Here is a 16,997-nt window from a genome sequence, read left to right on the forward strand (position 1 = left end):
ATAATAATAAATAGCGCGACACAAATCCCGACTAAAACGACCAACCCAGTTAAAATGCCTTGAATCGTCTTACCAGCGCTGGTTAGCTTGCTTTTAACTTCGCCACCGTCCGCCGCCAAAACAACCTGGGCGTTCATCAAGCCCAAATAAATCGCAGTAGCTCCAGTAGTTGCTAGCGCTTTCATTTTTCTGTATTTTGACATGTTATTCCTCCTTCCTATCGTCTTCTGATGTTCGTAATTGAATTTGTTCTGCCTGCGTTTCTTCTGGCTCACGCTGATAGAACTTGTTCAATTGTTCCTCGGCAATTTGCTGGCGTGGTAATGGATCGGTGGCTAATCTGACGTGGCCATTTTCACTCGTGGCTAAGTAATACTCTTTTTCTGACTGGCCTAACTCTTGGGTCTCTAGGACATGCAAGTTATGTTCATAACGGCCTAAGGCGTTATCAACTTCTAAGTCATAGAAGCCTAAGAAACCTTCCAGGAAACTCTCACCAAAAAAGGTCATTTCATTTCTGATCTGCTTATATTGATGGGTCGGTTTGTCACTCACCAATTTTTCGGCCTTTTTAGCATTTTGACTGTCTTGATGGCGATTAAACCAGCCCCTAAGTTTTAATGGCGGCGTTTTTAGCTGACGTTTAACCGTCTTCTTAATCATGGCTCGGCGAACTTCGTCGATTGGCTGGCCGTCTTGATCTAAAATTGCTTGTAGCTGTTTTTGATCGGTTAATGCTTGGTCATTATCAACCACAATCGCCTTTTGATCATCATGAACTAGCTTGCCATTAATGCCTTGCCAGCTTTCTACTTTCATTGAGTCACCTCCTTATGTGGTTTGCTGGGCTAGAAATATTAAACAACTAGCTTTCCCCCAGCCCGCCCGGTAAAATGGATTGTTAGGAGGGTGACACCTAGAAGTTGCGGTTCTAGGTGCTGATCCCCGTTAGCAACTCTACTGCTGACGAGGACGCCCTCTTTTTTTATGTGCTTCTTAATCCACTCTATGCCTTCATCAGATATTAACTTGCTTTTCCCAGAACCAAGCATTAATTCTTCTGGGAATTCTTCTCTATGTCTGCTCAACCAAGCACTAACATAGTTGCGCCCATGTCCTAATTCACGACTTGCTTGTGCTAGACTATGCCATTTTTGTTTGTTTGCCACATGCGGATTCTCCTTTCTTTATTTTATTTTTAGTTTAGCACATAAATAGGTGCATTGATACCATTTAATTTTACATTTTGATTACAAGTGCATCCCCCCATCTTCATGCCGGTTTCGAGTTTGGTGTTGCCGGTGCTTTTTCGTCATTTCCCACTCAGTCTCCTTTAAACCTTGCGCCTGTTTTTGCCGTTGGTAATCTTCATCACGGGCATATAGGGCGGTCATGATTGCGTTACTAAAGGCCGTCTTTAAGTAGTAGCTTGGACTAACTGGCTTGTAATTTAGCGGTTGATAATGTCCAATATTTACTTTTCTATACTGATCGTCCTTATCTTGTTGCTCTCTTAACTGCTTTTGGATTTTCTCGATTTGACTGTTCTTAATCGTTGGATCGACTTTGCATTCGCCAAAAAAGAGTTGTTTAGTGCCATCATGCTTTAAAACCCGTTGTAAGTGATGATTTTCTAACTGATCTAAGCTAAGCTGTCCCGACAAATAAGCTAACCCTAATTGATGTTCTTGGGTACTGAAAACCTGTGGTGGATTTGATTGCCATTGTCCCATTGTTTCGACTTTTAATGGCTTTAAAGTTGGATCATAGTATATCACGGCTGTATAAGCCTGTTCCTGTTTAATCAATGGCAATCCATCTAAATCGCCTTTGGGAAAGGCCCTTTTCAATACTTCATGGTATTGCGTTTGAATGACTTGTTTAACTGCCATTATTGTTCGCAAATCTTTGACTGCTCGAGTAATCGTTTGCTGTTCTGCTGGTGAATACTTTTCTAGTAGTCCTTTATCGACGTGTTCTAGGCTTTCTAAGCTATCGGAGTGGATCATTAGCGTATATTTCAGATCGATTTTGGCCTCTTTTTCTTGTTGCATTAATAACTTAAAACCAACGTATGGCCGCTTGGTAAAGGTCAATAATTGCTGGGCCAATAAATCATCACGGATATTCATTAAACGTTCGTTTAATTCACTGCCTTTGAAAACTGTTTGCTCGCTTTCGGTTTCCTTAATTAATTCTCGTCTTTCAGCTTGTGTGGTCTGTTCAAAATTAAGCTCTGGATAAAGTTTTTTCGTAGTACGATCGACCACTTTATTTAAGAGTTCATCTGCCTTTTTTAATGAGCTTTCTTGTTGGTTAATTGTCAATAATTCTTTAGTCACATTTTCACCAACTGCATGTTTAATTAAGGTACTGTTCTTCCAATTAAATAGCATGCGCCGCTTATCATCTAAACTTTCCAAACTAATATAAGTTTTCAGTTCGTGGCTTAACTCTTTGACCACTTTTTTCTCGTTAAACGAGAAGTGTTTACTTAGGCTATCCAAGTGGCCTCGATTAACTACTTTCTCCTGCATATTTTTATAGCCAGCTTTGGACTTACGATAGTTCTTAACTTGTTGATTAAATGCCTTTCTTTCATGCCGTTTGCTATTGATTCCCTCGTGTTGCATTGGTGTGTCAGCTATTCCCTGTTCCACAAATGATTTTTCACTAATCCGCTCGGGAATATTTTTTTGCTCTAAAGCCTGATTGACACTAACTGCCCAATTATGACGCCATTCAATTATTTTTTCTTTCTTATCCCAATCGACCATCAGTATCTTTCTACTCTTAGGGTACTTGCTAGTTCCGGTATATGTTTTATTGCCATTCTCATCTAAAATATATTGCTTTTTGCTCTTAATTCCCCATGTTCCATCTGAATTAAACGGCCGGTTAGTTAACATCACATGAGCATGCGGATTGTCTGGATGGTCGCGATGAATTGCCACATCAGCTACCATGCCCTCATAAACAAAATTTTCTTGAACATATTTTGTCAATAATTCTTTCTGTTCATCTTCGATTAGTTCAACTGGTAAAGCTACATTAAATTCTTTCGCGTACCGTGAATTTGCTCGCCGATCTTTTCTTTCGACCTCATTCCATAATTGTTCTCTATCACTCGCCCATGCTGGCGCATTTTTAGGCGTTAAAATAAAACTCTCTGGCATGACAGATCGGGCATAGAAATAGTGGCGACCTTCCTTATCATCAAATAATTTTTCACCACTTCGATAAGCGGCACTGGCAATGGCACTGCGTCCTTTACCAGCACTAATATTACTAAAACTCATATGAAAGATTGCCATGTCAGTCACCGCCTTCCTTTGATTCTATGGGTTTTGACTTTGTTGTCGCCATCGGAGACTTCTAATACAGGATTTTATCACGATTAACCCCACAAGAATTTGGTGGGGTGTAAGTGCGCATTGACCTCGTTTCACTCGGTCTTCTGATTATCTTAACTTTAACTTAGTGTATGCCTTCCGCTTCGCTATTTCAAATTTAATACTTTGACTTAACGTTTTCCTTATGATATAGTATCCATGATTATTTTCAAATATGATTGGAGGGATAATCATGTCGCAAAGTAACTTAGAAAAACAAGAATCCAAATTAAAAGCCCTTAACCAAAAAATCAAGGACGAAAAAAATAAGATTGAACAACGATTAGGTAAACAAATTATTAGTCAAGCAAATTTAGATTATGCAACACTGACCACTCCACAAATTAAAATGATTGCTAAAAAAATTGCCGCCTTTTTAAATCAAGATCAAAATAACCAATAATAGTTAGGTGGTAATGACTATGCCTAATCAATATGAAAAACTAGTTCAGCAACAAGCACGTTTAAAGCAAAGAATTGAGCGGGAAGATTTTAAATTACGGCAATCTAAATACTATGAAAATCGGCAAGCCCGCAAAGCCCGTTCTCGCCGATTAATCCAAAAGGGTGCTTTGCTCGAAAAATACTTTCAAGCTGATAACCTCTCGGTCGAACAAACCGAAGAGCTTTTAAAGATATTTGCCGATTACGTTAATGCCCATAAACCGAATAAACTCAAAAACGATCAACCTAATAACTAGGCCGATCGTTTTTATTTTCTGAATCATTTTTTCGGTTCATTTTTAGTTTGATAAAGCATCTCAAATTCAATCAAAATAGATTACATTTTTCGGGTAACTAAAATGAAGCGATCCTCTTTAGTAGTAACTGAACCGTCATTTTGAATTAATTGATCTAGTTGAGTAAGCTGTGATCAACACTGAAATCGGGAAACTCCCAAGGAATAATTGAAACGTAATAAATAATGGCCCCAATATCGAAAAAAGTCATACTGGGTTGAGCTTCTTTAGCTAACAAAATTTCAAAACCCAAATTTTGAAAATCTGCGACTGTTTTCAACAAGGTATTATCTGGATATGCCGGAACATAATCTGAATCGAAAAAGTGTGACAATGAATAATTGTTCAAAGCTCCAACCTGTTGACTAATAAAATAACCGCCAGTTTTTAACTTATCTTTGATTAATTTTGGGTTGAAGGCAGCATGACTATTAGTGATCATATTCAGAGAATCATTTTTAACAGCTCACCACCGCCGGTTCCCATATCCAATAGCTGCATATCTGATTTTAAATAGCTTAAAACCAGTTTCCAATAATTCCAGGGAAGAAGTTCACTTTGCCAACGACCATCAAGATATGAAAAATCCCAGCCTGTAATGCCATATTGTTCTTTCTGATGCCATAAATTTAATTTTTCTTTGTTCATTTTAACTGCCTTTCAATAACGAGTAAGTCGAAACAAAAGTACAGCTTTGTCTGTTGAAAATATGCTCAGTACAGAACAGACTCCTACTAAAGCTGTACTGAGCAGTTATCGTATTTAATTTCCATGTGGTCGCACCATCTTTCCTATGGATAGCTAATAGACCCTAATATTGGGCTCCTAAAACGGCTTTAGACCCATTTTAAATATAATCTAATATAAGAATGTTTCCGTTCGCTTAAAACGTCTTAAACAAACTTATATGGTGTTTAACTCCAAGTGCGCTCATTGTCAGCGTTCTGCTCCTCCGGGTGTTTAGCAGCATATTCTCTAGCCGCTTGTTTATTCCGCCAAACCCAAAATAGGTTTTGCATGGTGCCGTACAAGTAGTTTTCAACGTTCTTGATATGCTTCTCATTGCTTCTCAGGGCGTTAAAGTAGCGTCTCAAGGCTTTAGTCATTAAAGGCTTCAGTTCCTCATCATCAAGTGGGATTATGACGCCAATGTCCTGATGATCCTTTTCAACTCGATATTTAGCATTCAGAATGATACCAATAAACCGGCGCATTTGTTGCGGGGTGCGGCACCAGAAACTAAGTAACTGCACGGCTTCGGGTTCTAAGAAAACGGGTAAACCACTATCATCATCAGTTAAGAAATCATTAGCATGGTTCACCAAATCCTTGTTTTGCTTTTCTAGTTCTGCTGGTGAGAATTGGGCTGTGGAAACGTCCAACTTTTGAGTATCTATATTATATCTATTAGTATCTAAATTACTAGTATAATCAATCATTAGGTCAGTCAATTGAACAACGACCAAGCGTAATTAATCAACGTAAGCGCATCGGTGATTTTGAAATGGATACGGTGATTGGCTCCCGTGGACATAGTAAAGCAGTTTTATTAACTTTCCTCAATTGCAAATCACGTTCTCTTTGAGCCTATCGGTTAAAAGAACGGACAGCAACTACTGTCAATGAAGCACTGACTAAATTTTTAACAACTTTTAAGGGCCCGGTGAACAGTCTTACCGTGGATCACAACACTGAATTTAGCGGCCTGGTTTCATTTGAACCACAATACGGTATTCAGGTCTATTACTATCATGATTATGTCCCGGCTGAACGCGGTCCATTTGGTTTATTTACTTGACTTTGGTCTTGAACTGTCACAGCTTAGAGCTGGTTGAGCAGAAGTGATACAGTTTTCCCCATAAATTGGAAAATGAAAGAAAACTGCTGTTATAGCTCGTCGCCGTATATCGCATCGCTCTAACACTCATACCGTTACCGTACCACTTGTTAAACAGCCTTGCCATTTAAACCCATTAAAAAAGCACCCTTAACAGGCGCTGGTCATCATATATTTTAATTTGTTTGGATAACCAGCCTTGCGATACAGCCCTGTACTATGTACTGCTTTACCACCCATCTCGTCCGTGAGATTAACGTTCAGCTACTATCTAGATATGAGAATAGCTAGTAGCCTAGTGGGATTTATTGCAGTGGCTCTCACTTGACCTGTCTACTTTTTATCATCAGCTACACTAACCGGCTGTCTAAACTTGACGGGTCTCTCAGTACCGCGCTAACATTTTTCATCAAGCTAAGGCTAGTTTGCTCGGGTGATCTATTGCTAGCTCACCAACAGGGATTGGCTCCCCTGTGATCCAGAAGAAGCAATTGAATGTCAAGACTTGCAATTTGAGAGCCTAGACCGTACAATTAACACATAAGTTAACTATGGCTTTTTTGTTCCCGCGAAGGTAGAAGGTCGCGGGACTTCTTTTGTATATTCAGTTATTTTAGGTCTGGCAGAAACGCTAGGCCTTTTTTACTACAAGGATATTGTAACGCATAGGTAGCTATACGTCAAATCTGGAGAAAAATTATAAATAATAAATTATTTATTTTAAATTACTTATTTTTAATTATTAATTATTTGTGCTATACTGTACTCAATGGAGGCGATAGAATGACTTGTAAAACCTTGTTACACTTCAATTTTAAGGGTGGTGTAGGTAAGACTACCCTCAGTGTGATGGACACATATCTGCTAGGCGAGCTAGGTCACAAGGTACTTTTAATTGACTTAGACCCGCAAGCTAACGCCACTGAGATTATGAGAACGACCTATAATAACAAAACTGAACCAAATGTGGACTTATTTAATGGACTTTTAAAACTAGACCTAACTCATTCGATCATTGAACTAACTGACAATGTTTCAATGATACCAGCTGATTGGTCACTAAGTTTGTGGCCGGGTAAAGTTGAGAAAATTAGGAATCATGATCGTATGCTAATTCTCAAAACTTTGATTGAACAATTTAAATCACAATTTGAGTACATTATTATTGATGTCCCACCGACACTTTCCATTTTTACTAACAATGCTATTTTAGCTAGTGACTATGTATCGCTAGTATTGCAGACACAGAAACAAGCTTATACGTCCGTTTTAAAGACAGCGCAGTATATGTATCAGCTTAAAAACGACTATCATGCAACTTTTGATGTGTCAGGTGTCATACTGTACCTAGTTAAACGAGATGCTAAAGTTGATCGTGAGATTACCAAGGCAGCCACTGAGTCATTTGGCGATGCAGTATTCATAAATCGGATATGGCAGCAGGAACGTGTAAAGCTGTTCTCAAACGCTGGTATTAAAGATGAAGACTATTGGGATAAGAAGGCCATCAGCATGTATACGATGGTATTAAAAGAAGAATTACACAGGATCGAGGAGATAGAAAATGGCTGACGACTTTTTGAACAAGCTAGCACAACAAGCTAACCAACAACTAGGAGACAATGAGAGCCCATTTAAACAAAAGAAAGAGGTCACTAGACCAGTACAAGTACGTGAGAGCACGTATAAGATGGTCAAAGATATAGCCTATCATAAGGACGCTAAGATCGTTGATGTCATTGACTCAATGCTAAAATATGCTATCAATTCAGACGAGTTCAGAGATAATAATAAATAATTAAAAATAAATTACTTATTATTAATTATAAATAGCTAGCTAAAAACACAATTTAGATTGAATCGTTATACTATAGGTGTATAAAGATAGGAGAAATTAAAATGAGTTATTCAGAAGCAATGGTTAAACACTACTATTTAAAAGAGTTTGCTGATAAGTCAGACCCTAAGAAGCCTGATAAGATTGCTATTCAGCATGAGATAAACAGCCTAGAACTTAAAAAGCAGTGGTTGGAAGAGTTCCTAAACAGTGAGGATGATAAAGAAAAGAGATAAGGTAGAATGTTCAGAGATTTAGTTAAAATTGCGGCAGGCTTTAAAATTTACCATCACAGTCAGCATGTTGACAGGTCTAATGCCCGTAAAGCTAGTGGTAAATCAGCCTTTAGCTATGAGGATTTAAAAGGGTTGCGTAAACTAGCCTTTTGGTTATTTGTGTTCAGCATATTCCTAAATTGGGGCACATTCGGCGGAATTATGTTGACTAGCTGGATAGTTATGTGGGCTGTTAGCTTGTTGTTTTAAAGCAATCTCAAAAGTTACAATTAAATGCTTGCAGATACCAATTTGCTCAGATCTGATTAAACAGAGTTTACATTGTAAAAGTAGGATGGTATACTTTATTCAATAAGAAAAGGGCCCAGTGCTCTAACACTGAACCCCCTTATCACGAAAGCCTTAAAGCAGTGGTAAGTAACAGACAACTAAATCATATAAGAAGTGTCGCCCACAAACTGACCAAAGTTTAGATGGGGCGGCGCTTTTTATTTATGATTATTTTTATGGTCCACTTCTAATACCAAGGTTGCAAAAGCAATCATTAGCATTAGTGCCTCAAATACAGACATTTCAATGTACCTTTCGAAGTCTCATAAATCATAGGCATCATCCTCTCAGGATTGACACCACCGCCCTAAAACTTTCGATATTTAAATTAAACCACATAACTAGGTCACCCGCAACTAGACCATATCCATTCACAGGCCTTCTAAACTCCCCTCAACTAAATAGGGGGGCTTTTAATTAGCCAGATAATTTGCTAGGGTAACCTTAAAGTGGCTATCAGGGCGTCTCAGGCACCTTTAAATGTATTCTAGGCTGTATTAACCTGCTAGTCTGGCTGAAACAGGGGAAACATGGTTAGGCTGAAACATTTTAGTAAACTTACTTATATTAATACATGAAGGAGGTGGCAAACTAGTCAATCAGCCAATTTTAGACGGCTTTAGCTAGAAAGTGACGTTCAGGCTGGCTCGTACAAGTATTTTAGCTTTAACTGAGTATAATTATGCTACAATAAACCATAACGGCTCACAGGACGTCTTAGATGGGTTTAAACACACTAGGCTGAATAAGATGGGAGAGCAACGTGTTGACAATTAAGATGATTAACCAACTGTTAAATTTAGGGGGTCTATATGACCTTTTAAACAGTCTGATGACGCAGCCTACCTGAGACCTGCTAGCAAGACTACCTAGCATAACTAGTTGGTTAACAGTCTGATGAAGAGACTTGTTAGACAGGGCGCTTATCAGGAATCCTAAATTAAAAAGTATAAATTAGACGGTAGATTGTAAAATTAATCCGAACGCTGTTCGGACAAAAAAGACCAGCTTCCTTTAAAATGGGGTTTACCATAAACCCATGTTTAGGAACTGATCTTTTGTCTAGTATAACCTATTTGGAACGAATTAAAATCGAAACTTCTTGTGAGCTAGGTCTGCCCAATAGCCAAATAGCTGATCGGTTAAATCGATCACCAGCCACCATTTCTATGAATTGTCAGATGTCAATCTTATCAGGCTAAATTGGCCCAAGCAGATGCTGAATATAAGTGGGCACGATGTGGCCGTAAGACTAAACTGAATGCTAAATTAAAGCAAACCATTCTAAAACATTTACAGCTAAGCTGGTCACCAGAAGTAATTGCTCATGAACTAAAACTAGCCACTAAATCGATTTATAATAAGTTTTTAACAACTTTTAAGAGTCCTGTGAACAGTCTTACCGTGCTCAAGATTTAACAACTACGTTACTCCAAATTAACCCAAGACCGTTTAAAGTGCTTAACTGGCAAACACCTTACCAAGTCATGCTGATCAATTTGTCAAAAACTTCGGATTAAATTTGCAATCTATCTGAATTTGATAAATATCGGTTTTTAGATTAGAAAAGAGAAACAACAAATATGAGATTATACATAAAGAACCACATTTACAAAGTAGCAATTAATGTTCTGATGTTGTTAGTCCCAGTATATTATTTGATATCGACTATTCTACATGACAATGACAAATATTTACCTATACCTAATCCTGTTACGGAAGCCTATGCGGTTACGGTAATAGTTAATTTCAGTATCATGCTTATTTATTATGTAACTGATTTGGTTCTAAACGGGAGCAAAATAACTTTTCGTAAATGGTTGTTGCTAATATACTACTTAGCCATGTTGATAAGCGGTCTAATAACGTTTATGGCTTGTAAGTCTTCTGGATTATAGTTTCTATTTATTTTGGCCTCTCAGTATGTGGCAAGATTGCTTTTCTTAAGCTATGTAAGAACAACAAATAATCGATCCTATAATTTGTAAATAACGAAAGCAAACGTTTGATTTAAGACTACGTGATTGCTGCAAACATGCTGTATTATAATATAGTTGGTCTCACTAAGTGGTTTAAACTGGGAGAGCCCCAATCAAAATACATACACTTGCGGTGCTCAGCCCCTAAAGCAGAATTAAATTCCTTAGTCAGAATAGCCTCATTCCAGCATTCTACTGGAATGAGGCTATTCAAGTAAAAAAGCTTATATTGTTTCAAATGATAACTTAACAGGAAATAGTACAACTTGGCAGGTATTATTTTACTTTAGGTGCAACCTTTGTCTCCTGACGAACTTTATGCTGAAAATATTTGATCTTCTGGTCATAATCGTCAACAACTGCACGAATATTTTGCTGTCCTTTCCAGCCTACATAACTGAATGTAATGGTTAGTAAAGCACCCAAAATAAACAAGCTGATACCAAGTATATATAACCATAAATTTTGATGATATAAATAAGATATAACAATACCAATTCCGCTAGTAACTGTTCCGAGTTGAATCCAATAGCCTAAATTTTTAAGCATATGCTTCTGATAAGCAACTTCTTCTTCATAACCCGTCTTCATTTCTTGAATTGTCATCATTATCCTCCTCCCTGGTAACATCATTTACTTATTTTAATATGATAGTCCCGGATTAAAGAAACCAACTAATACACCAACAAGCGCAATTACTACGAGAATTAACATTGTCCAGATTGCTGATACATGTTTTTTTGTCATTAACCACCAACAAAAGAAGGTTACAGCAACCGTTAACAATCCTGGATAAATACTATCTAATTTATCTTGAAGATTTAGGAACACCTTACCATTAGCCCCAGTTAATTTAAGTGAAGTCGTAACGCTTACCCATGAGGCTAAAACGCCACCAACAACCATGCTTCCGACGGTTCCAATAGCATGTCGAACAGCTGCACCTTGTTTACCAACTAAAAAGCTAACTGCTTGATCACCAAACTCATATCCCCGAAAATATAAAAATCGTTGTCCAAAATAAGCAATGAGTACCCAAGCAATAATATAGAATATTGCACCTAATGGTGAACCACCACTTGACATACCTAATGAAATCCCCAACAGAATAGGAATTAAAGTACCGTCAATTAAGGAATCACCGATACCGGCAATTGGCCCCATTAAACCTGCCCGCATATCGTTAATCGTTTCTCCATCGATTTCCTTACCATCAGCGCGTGCTTGCTCCATACTAGCCGTGATTCCAACAATAACTGTCCCTAACATTGGATTAGTATTAAAGAAAGCAGTATACGCCTTGATGGCTTTAACTTGATCTTCATGCTTGGGATATAATTTTCTGAGAATTGGCAACATAGATGCCATATATCCAAATGTTTGCATATGTTCTTGAGAAAAGCATGTTAGTGCCCCCCAAAACCAACGATGAAATGACTTTGTCAATGTCTTTTGATCAAGCTGATTATAACTATTAATTTTATCCATGATCAAATATCCTCCTCATCGTCGCTATTACTTGGACCATCAGCGACAGCTTCAGATCCTGATGTTTTTGCCATCTCAACTTCATACATAATAACTGCAAATAATAGCGAAATAACCGTAACTGATACCAAATTAAGTTTCAATGAAGCAGCAAGCGTAAATCCTACTAAAAATGGGATGAAATCTGCTGCCCGCCCAATGATTTGGCGAAGTAAAATAGCAATCCCAACACATGGTAACATTCCACCAACTGTGAATAGTGTCTTCATTGCTATCCCATCCATAGGCAGCGCATTTCGTAATGCCGTTACCGCTGTTGAACCATAATAAGTTAATAACATGGTTGGTAAGAAAGAGAAAATCGCATGAGAAATCCATGGCCAGCCAAAATTAACTGCCGTCAGTTTATCCAACTTGCCACTATGAACATCTTTCCAACCAAAAGATTGCCATACCAAGTTCATAGTTGCGACTGCGTAATACAAAACTGTTCCAACTGTACCCACCAAAGTTCCAACTGATTTTGCAAGGTTAGCAGCACTACCGCCAAGCGGATTCAATCCTTGAGAAGCAATTGCGACCATTGCCAATGGAATACCAATATAAGAAATTGCACGAACATCAGCAGATACTGTCCCACCGGGTGTCACTAACGCAATGTAAACCAACTGCATTGCAACACCACAAGCAATACCAAGTTGAAGATTTCCAAGAATAATACCACAAACAAGCCCACCAACTAATGGGCGGCCAATCGTGTAATTCCCAACTGCTTGACCAGCCATACAAGAATTCGAGCATAAACAAGCAAACAGACCTAATAGGGCTGCTTGAAGCCAGCTAATTGTCATTTTAAAAGCCTCCTATCCTTTCTCAATCATTGATTAATATCCGAATCTCGATTTAAATTTATTCCAACCTCCTAATCGTTGATCTGGTAATAAAGCAAATTCCACGTTATAGCCATTCTTTTCAATAGCTTCAAACGCATCACCCTCAGACTGTGTAAAGGATTGATTATCTCCTAATTTAATCGCACCTTCCCGATCATTACCTGGACCAACAATAATCGTCTTAATATCACCTGGTTTAAAATTCATATCCACCAAAATTGTTTTCATATCTTGCGGGTTTTTAGTAATCAAAAAGTATTTTGTTTCCGAACTCAAAACTTTGTCTCTGACTTGGTTAAAGTGATCAAGGGTCCAAACAAAAGTTTTTTTATCCGATGCAGCCTTATAAGCCTCAGCTAAAATAGCATTATTAGCTGCTTTATCGTTTACTGCAATAATTCCATCACACGGATACTCTTTACCCCAACGGACAGTTATAAGTCCATGAATCATACGATCGTCAATACGAACAAAAGAAATTGCCATTTTAATATTTCCTCCTTAAATGTCTTCATCAGATGGTTTCAATATTCCATTCATATCTAAGGGCCTAATGGCCTTAGTTGCTTCTGAAAGAAGCTTACTCTTCAATTCGATATTATCTAAAGAATCTTTAAACATCATTGCGGTTAATGCCATTGGGAAATTCATCCCCCCAATAATGATGCTATCATTGAATTTTTTTTGTCTATTTAAAACATTACATACTGTGGTAAGGGGACTACCACCAATAATATCTGCCAAAATAACAAACTGAGAATTCTCTGGTATTGGCTTCATAGTAGTATCAATTCGCTTATCTAACGTATCAATAGCTTCATCAGGTTTTAAACCAATGGATATGACTGTATTAGTTGCATCACCCGCGAACATACTTAAAGTCTGTTTTAAACCATTAGAAAAATCACCGTGACTAATGAGTAACAAATACTTCAATTCACTTTCCTCCTAACTCAAGAAATTTTTGAATATATTTTCTAAAAATGATACCTATCATCATTTATTAGGGATAGCACCTTCTTTATCATTAAATAATATAAGCAGCTTCGAATTCGAACTAGACCAAAAAATAGTTAGCGCTTACAATGTATATATTAGGCATATAGATATAAAAAGTCATCAAAATATTGTGCTTAATTTTAGACAATAGTGCTTAAGGGGTGGAAATTTTGAATGCAATAGAAAAACTTTATGCGGTTATCGCACAACAGTTTCCTAACGGTCGTATTACTACGAACCAAGCAGCTCATGCAATTGGGCTGACACGTGGTGTGACTAGTAGTTATCTATCAAAATTAGAAAAACAAGGACAATTGGAAAAATCTGGAAGCAGACCAGTATATTGGCAGATTAAACATAAAAAGAATGCTTTTGATAACTTAATAGGCTCATATGGCAGTTTAAAATCCAATATTAAAAATGCTATAGAAGCCATTGTCTACCCTAGCCATGGTTTACCGGTTCTTATTACAGGTAGTCATGGCACTGGTAAACTATTATTTGCTCACGCCATTTACAATGAAGCCATCAGACGTAAAATCTTGACTGAAAAGGCTATTTTTAAACTAATCGATTGTGAAGATTATCGAAATCAGTTAAACGTGCTGAAAAGAGAATTGAAAACTATTTCTGCCCAGTCTAACAAAATCAAATCTGAAGATAGTTACGTGTGTATTAAAAATCTACAGACATTTAAGCCTGTAGATCAGCACGGTTTATTTACTTATATTATGCAACAACCCGATAGTACCGTTCGTTATATTTTTTCAACGACTAATACAAACCTCAGTCTTCAAGATAACATATATTTAAAAAATGCTATGGTGAGAATTGACTTATTGGACCTTGATAGCAGGCCTTTTCATGAGAAAGTTGCTTTTATTATTATGTTCCTACAACAACAAGCCGATCAAATTAACAAGAAGATTTTAATTTCACCATCTGAACTTATTAAGCTGGCCAAGCTTAGACAAGCTGATAACATCAGAGGCCTGCAAAATACAATTAAACTACTGGTAGCGTCAGCCTACGCCCGATCCTTAAAAATGAATCAGTTAGTTATTGGTTTAGATGTAAATCATGCTATCTCCATCATACCTAACCAGAATTTATTACAAACTAGCATAACTAGGGTAGTCAACAATATCCTACAGCTTAATTCCAACTCACACACTTTACTCGCAAAACTCACGGATTCACTTGGCCATAGTGAATCTATCACAGAGCAAAATTTTTATGTGCTTAAAGTGCTTAAGCAAGTCAGCGTTATTACTAATGAACCGGTATTGATCAGCTTAGCACCGACATTTCAAGAGGCTGTCCAGAAGTATATTACTACTCCCTATGGCATTAATTTCCCACAAAATAGTAACTTTTGGAATCAGGTTGCTTTAGCTTTCATCTATGCTAATCTTTGTAGCATCAACCTACCAGATGATGAACAATCCTCCAAACTGCAAGAAGCTTTAAGAAATCATTACCCGAGAAGCTACTATTTATTTAAAAAATTATTGACCAAAATTGAACCTCAATACGTAAAAAATAGTTATCATTACCTTCCGTTTTTCATCCTGATGGCATCAAGCACAGATAAAATTGAATCTGTGCATTATAACGCTATTTTATTAGCACATGGAGAACAAACTGCTTCTAGCATTCAACAAATAGCGAATACATTATGTGGTAATTACTTTTTTGAAGCCTTTAATATGCCAATAGATATTTCCTTGGGAGAAATTAATACTTATGTCTGTAATTATTTGTCTGAGCAAGGTGATTCTGCAAAAGGAAATATTGTTCTATTTGATATGGGATCACTACACCAAATGTTTAAAGAAATTAAGAAAGTTTCTGATCAAGAACTTCTAGTTGTTAATAATATAACAACTGCAATGGCGCTTGATATTGGTCTTCAGATTCAACGCAACGAACCATTTCTTGCTATTGCAGAAGCAAGCCAGAAATACGGTGCTACTACTGATTCTCAATACTATGAGGGATTATCGAACAAACAAAATATTATTGTTTCTTGCATGTCAGGAGTCGGCTTATCCAAGGAACTTAAAAAGCTTATTCAAACAACTCTGTCATCATCCTTAGAAATAATTGCTCTAGATTACAAGCAATTACACAATTTATTAATCAACCAAGATCATCAATTTTTTTCAAAGACAAAATTAATCTTAACCACAACCGATATCAATCATGATTTAGATATTGAGATTATAAATGTTTATAGTATTTTTGATAAAAACACATCTTTAAAATTACAATCAATATTGTTATCAATTGGTGAAAGTTATGAAGCCTGCAAATTATTGATTGATCGCTTACTACAGTTTCTTTCAATTGAGGGTATTCGTGGACGGTTACAAATTTTGAATCCCAATATTGTAATTGAAGATAGTCAAGACATTGTTACCCATTATGAGAATTTCTATGATGTTAAATTTAATCCTAGATTAAAGCTCAATTTATATATGCATCTCTCGCTAATGATTGAACGAATGATTATGAATCATACAAGCTCTGATAATCTGATAAAAAAAATGGCCATGACTAGCCAAGAAAGAGATTTTTTCACATTGTCTAACGGAATCTTTAAACCGATAGAAAAAAAATTCAATATTGAAATCCAACCTTATGAAATTGAGTTAATTTATCAATTGATCAAAGATTTTATAAAAAATAAAAGTTAAGACGTAATCTACCGTTTTACCAAAAGGAGCAGAGAGACTACTATGATATATTGCTACTATCTTTAATCCATTTCGTTTAGTATCCTTTACTATATATAATAAAGAGGCCTCTAATACTAGTGTTTCTGTCAACATCATTCATACCGTCCAATGATAAAACATGGTCACGAGTTGGCATAAATAAGAATCAACAATTCCCGTCATTGGCGATAGATTTAAGATGACGTTTCCTTAATTTTGAATGGTGTTCATGGTCTTAGTTAAACTTTTCTTGTTTCTGCCCAATTGATTCAATTCAGTAACTATGACAACATTACCTTAACAAATCATAATTTAGATAATAGTATGTTCCATTTGGAAACTAAGCCTTATAATTAACATAGGGTTAATAGCTCTTAATCAAAATACCCACCAAAGGCCTGCTCAACTAACAATTGAGTAGGCCTTTGGTAGTACCAAATTAATCCTTATCACAACTAACCTCAATAGCACAACAGGTATAAATAGTGCCTAAAATCCCTAAATAAATTTCTATCACAACTGTTTAATAAAGCGGCAATCCCCGTT

Annotated in this window: 18 protein-coding genes and 4 pseudogenes; 8 read left to right on the forward strand and 14 right to left on the reverse strand. The window is 36.8% G+C overall.

The genetic code is table 11. The features are described from left to right. From KGF65_RS15135 to mobQ, 4 genes are all read right to left on the reverse strand, one after another. The coding region (locus tag KGF65_RS15135) for a CagC family type IV secretion system protein (RefSeq protein ID WP_216748694.1) at positions 1–203 on the reverse strand (203 nt) is incomplete at its 3' end. Between the two features lies 1 nt (position 204). Continuing rightward, positions 205–819, reverse strand: a complete 615-nt coding sequence (locus KGF65_RS15140) for a hypothetical protein (RefSeq protein WP_216748693.1) — start codon at positions 817–819, stop codon at positions 205–207. Positions 820–857: 38 nt separating this feature from the next. Then, positions 858–1,169, reverse strand: a complete 312-nt coding sequence (locus tag KGF65_RS15145; RefSeq protein WP_159271163.1) for a hypothetical protein — start codon at positions 1,167–1,169, stop codon at positions 858–860. An 81-nt stretch (positions 1,170–1,250) separates the two neighbouring features. Next, the gene (gene mobQ, locus KGF65_RS15150) at positions 1,251–3,314 is read right to left on the reverse strand and encodes a MobQ family relaxase (protein ID WP_216788226.1); all 2,064 of its coding nucleotides are present in this window, start codon (positions 3,312–3,314) and stop codon (positions 1,251–1,253) included. 271 nt (positions 3,315–3,585) lie between these two features. Between mobQ and KGF65_RS15155 the strand changes: the two genes are divergently transcribed. Together KGF65_RS15155 and KGF65_RS15160 are read left to right on the forward strand one after the other, a co-directional pair. After that, positions 3,586–3,795, forward strand: a complete 210-nt coding sequence (locus KGF65_RS15155; protein ID WP_103152855.1) for a hypothetical protein — start codon at positions 3,586–3,588, stop codon at positions 3,793–3,795. A 19-nt stretch (positions 3,796–3,814) separates the two neighbouring features. After that, positions 3,815–4,093, forward strand: a complete 279-nt coding sequence (locus tag KGF65_RS15160; protein WP_103152857.1) for a hypothetical protein — start codon at positions 3,815–3,817, stop codon at positions 4,091–4,093. A 154-nt stretch (positions 4,094–4,247) separates the two neighbouring features. On the opposite strand, the gene KGF65_RS17140 is transcribed toward KGF65_RS15160, so the two are convergent. The 3 genes and pseudogenes from KGF65_RS17140 to KGF65_RS15170 all read right to left on the reverse strand — a co-directional run. Beyond that, on the reverse strand, positions 4,248–4,574 hold the full coding sequence (locus KGF65_RS17140) for a hypothetical protein (protein WP_253954467.1): 327 nt from the start codon (positions 4,572–4,574) through the stop codon (positions 4,248–4,250). Positions 4,575–4,576: 2 nt separating this feature from the next. Next, positions 4,577–4,780: a hypothetical protein gene (locus tag KGF65_RS17145; RefSeq protein WP_253954468.1), complete on the reverse strand. Its 204-nt coding sequence runs from the start codon at positions 4,778–4,780 to the stop codon at positions 4,577–4,579. A 266-nt stretch (positions 4,781–5,046) separates the two neighbouring features. Next, a pseudogene (locus KGF65_RS15170) lies at positions 5,047–5,559 on the reverse strand (plasmid replication initiation protein); the annotation flags it as partial. Here KGF65_RS15170 and KGF65_RS15175 point away from each other — a divergent pair. The 4 genes and pseudogenes from KGF65_RS15175 to KGF65_RS15190 form a co-directional block, all read left to right on the forward strand. Continuing rightward, a pseudogene (locus KGF65_RS15175) lies at positions 5,559–5,909 on the forward strand (IS30 family transposase); the annotation flags it as partial. The pseudogenes KGF65_RS15170 and KGF65_RS15175 sit on opposite strands and share 1 nt — an antisense overlap. Positions 5,910–6,752: 843 nt before the next feature. Then, positions 6,753–7,541, forward strand: a complete 789-nt coding sequence (locus tag KGF65_RS15180) for a ParA family protein (RefSeq protein WP_196500309.1) — start codon at positions 6,753–6,755, stop codon at positions 7,539–7,541. Further along, positions 7,534–7,767: a hypothetical protein gene (locus tag KGF65_RS15185; RefSeq protein WP_103152853.1), complete on the forward strand. Its 234-nt coding sequence runs from the start codon at positions 7,534–7,536 to the stop codon at positions 7,765–7,767. The genes KGF65_RS15180 and KGF65_RS15185 overlap by 8 nt, the downstream gene beginning before the upstream one ends. A 101-nt stretch (positions 7,768–7,868) precedes the next feature. After that, a complete protein-coding gene (locus KGF65_RS15190; RefSeq protein ID WP_230963703.1) occupies positions 7,869–8,042 on the forward strand; it encodes a hypothetical protein in 174 nt (57 codons plus the stop codon). A 488-nt stretch (positions 8,043–8,530) separates the two neighbouring features. Here the strand turns inward: KGF65_RS15190 and KGF65_RS17450 are convergent, their stop codons facing one another. After that, a complete protein-coding gene (locus tag KGF65_RS17450) occupies positions 8,531–8,614 on the reverse strand; it encodes a putative holin-like toxin (RefSeq protein ID WP_367114424.1) in 84 nt (27 codons plus the stop codon). Positions 8,615–9,430: 816 nt separating this feature from the next. Here KGF65_RS17450 and KGF65_RS15195 point away from each other — a divergent pair. Beyond that, positions 9,431–9,892 (forward strand): annotated as a pseudogene (locus KGF65_RS15195) (transposase). 735 nt (positions 9,893–10,627) lie between these two features. Here KGF65_RS15195 and KGF65_RS15200 read toward each other — a convergent pair. From KGF65_RS15200 to KGF65_RS15220, 5 genes are read right to left on the reverse strand one after another with little or no spacing between them, the layout of a single operon-like run. After that, positions 10,628–10,957, reverse strand: coding sequence for a DUF202 domain-containing protein (locus KGF65_RS15200; protein WP_216748691.1), 330 nt, complete (start codon positions 10,955–10,957; stop codon positions 10,628–10,630). 36 nt (positions 10,958–10,993) lie between these two features. Beyond that, the gene (locus KGF65_RS15205; RefSeq protein WP_216748690.1) at positions 10,994–11,839 is read right to left on the reverse strand and encodes a PTS system mannose/fructose/sorbose family transporter subunit IID; all 846 of its coding nucleotides are present in this window, start codon (positions 11,837–11,839) and stop codon (positions 10,994–10,996) included. Between the two features lie 2 nt (positions 11,840–11,841). Then, a complete protein-coding gene (locus KGF65_RS15210; protein WP_103152848.1) occupies positions 11,842–12,690 on the reverse strand; it encodes a PTS sugar transporter subunit IIC in 849 nt (282 codons plus the stop codon). 33 nt (positions 12,691–12,723) lie between these two features. Beyond that, positions 12,724–13,218: a PTS sugar transporter subunit IIB gene (locus KGF65_RS15215; protein WP_022638613.1), complete on the reverse strand. Its 495-nt coding sequence runs from the start codon at positions 13,216–13,218 to the stop codon at positions 12,724–12,726. Between the two features lie 15 nt (positions 13,219–13,233). Further along, on the reverse strand, positions 13,234–13,668 hold the full coding sequence (locus tag KGF65_RS15220) for a PTS sugar transporter subunit IIA (protein ID WP_022638614.1): 435 nt from the start codon (positions 13,666–13,668) through the stop codon (positions 13,234–13,236). Between the two features lie 233 nt (positions 13,669–13,901). Between KGF65_RS15220 and KGF65_RS15225 the strand changes: the two genes are divergently transcribed. Beyond that, the gene (locus KGF65_RS15225; protein ID WP_103152847.1) at positions 13,902–16,430 is read left to right on the forward strand and encodes a PRD domain-containing protein; all 2,529 of its coding nucleotides are present in this window, start codon (positions 13,902–13,904) and stop codon (positions 16,428–16,430) included. 162 nt (positions 16,431–16,592) lie between these two features. Here KGF65_RS15225 and KGF65_RS17150 read toward each other — a convergent pair. Then, positions 16,593–16,748, reverse strand: a pseudogene (locus KGF65_RS17150) (recombinase family protein); the annotation flags it as partial. Positions 16,749–16,997 lie beyond the last annotated feature (249 nt).

The sequence above is a fragment of the Lactiplantibacillus sp. 30.2.29 genome (assembly GCF_018991255.1).
Lineage (GTDB): Bacteria > Bacillota > Bacilli > Lactobacillales > Lactobacillaceae > Lactiplantibacillus > Lactiplantibacillus pentosus.

Coding starts and splice junctions, on each gene's coding strand:
- mobQ (WP_216788226.1), bottom strand. CDS start 3,314: ATGGCAATCTTTCATATGAGTTTTAGTAATATTAGTGCTGGTAAAGGA.
- KGF65_RS17450 (WP_367114424.1), bottom strand. CDS start 8,614: ATGTCTGTATTTGAGGCACTAATGCTAATGATTGCTTTTGCAACCTTG.
- KGF65_RS17140 (WP_253954467.1), bottom strand. CDS start 4,574: ATGATCACTAATAGTCATGCTGCCTTCAACCCAAAATTAATCAAAGAT.
- KGF65_RS15205 (WP_216748690.1), bottom strand. CDS start 11,839: ATGGATAAAATTAATAGTTATAATCAGCTTGATCAAAAGACATTGACA.
- KGF65_RS15155 (WP_103152855.1), top strand. CDS start 3,586: ATGTCGCAAAGTAACTTAGAAAAACAAGAATCCAAATTAAAAGCCCTT.
- KGF65_RS15140 (WP_216748693.1), bottom strand. CDS start 819: ATGAAAGTAGAAAGCTGGCAAGGCATTAATGGCAAGCTAGTTCATGAT.
- KGF65_RS15185 (WP_103152853.1), top strand. CDS start 7,534: ATGGCTGACGACTTTTTGAACAAGCTAGCACAACAAGCTAACCAACAA.
- KGF65_RS15215 (WP_022638613.1), bottom strand. CDS start 13,218: ATGGCAATTTCTTTTGTTCGTATTGACGATCGTATGATTCATGGACTT.
- KGF65_RS15180 (WP_196500309.1), top strand. CDS start 6,753: ATGACTTGTAAAACCTTGTTACACTTCAATTTTAAGGGTGGTGTAGGT.
- KGF65_RS15200 (WP_216748691.1), bottom strand. CDS start 10,957: ATGACAATTCAAGAAATGAAGACGGGTTATGAAGAAGAAGTTGCTTAT.
- KGF65_RS15160 (WP_103152857.1), top strand. CDS start 3,815: ATGCCTAATCAATATGAAAAACTAGTTCAGCAACAAGCACGTTTAAAG.
- KGF65_RS17145 (WP_253954468.1), bottom strand. CDS start 4,780: ATGAACAAAGAAAAATTAAATTTATGGCATCAGAAAGAACAATATGGC.
- KGF65_RS15210 (WP_103152848.1), bottom strand. CDS start 12,690: ATGACAATTAGCTGGCTTCAAGCAGCCCTATTAGGTCTGTTTGCTTGT.
- KGF65_RS15190 (WP_230963703.1), top strand. CDS start 7,869: ATGAGTTATTCAGAAGCAATGGTTAAACACTACTATTTAAAAGAGTTT.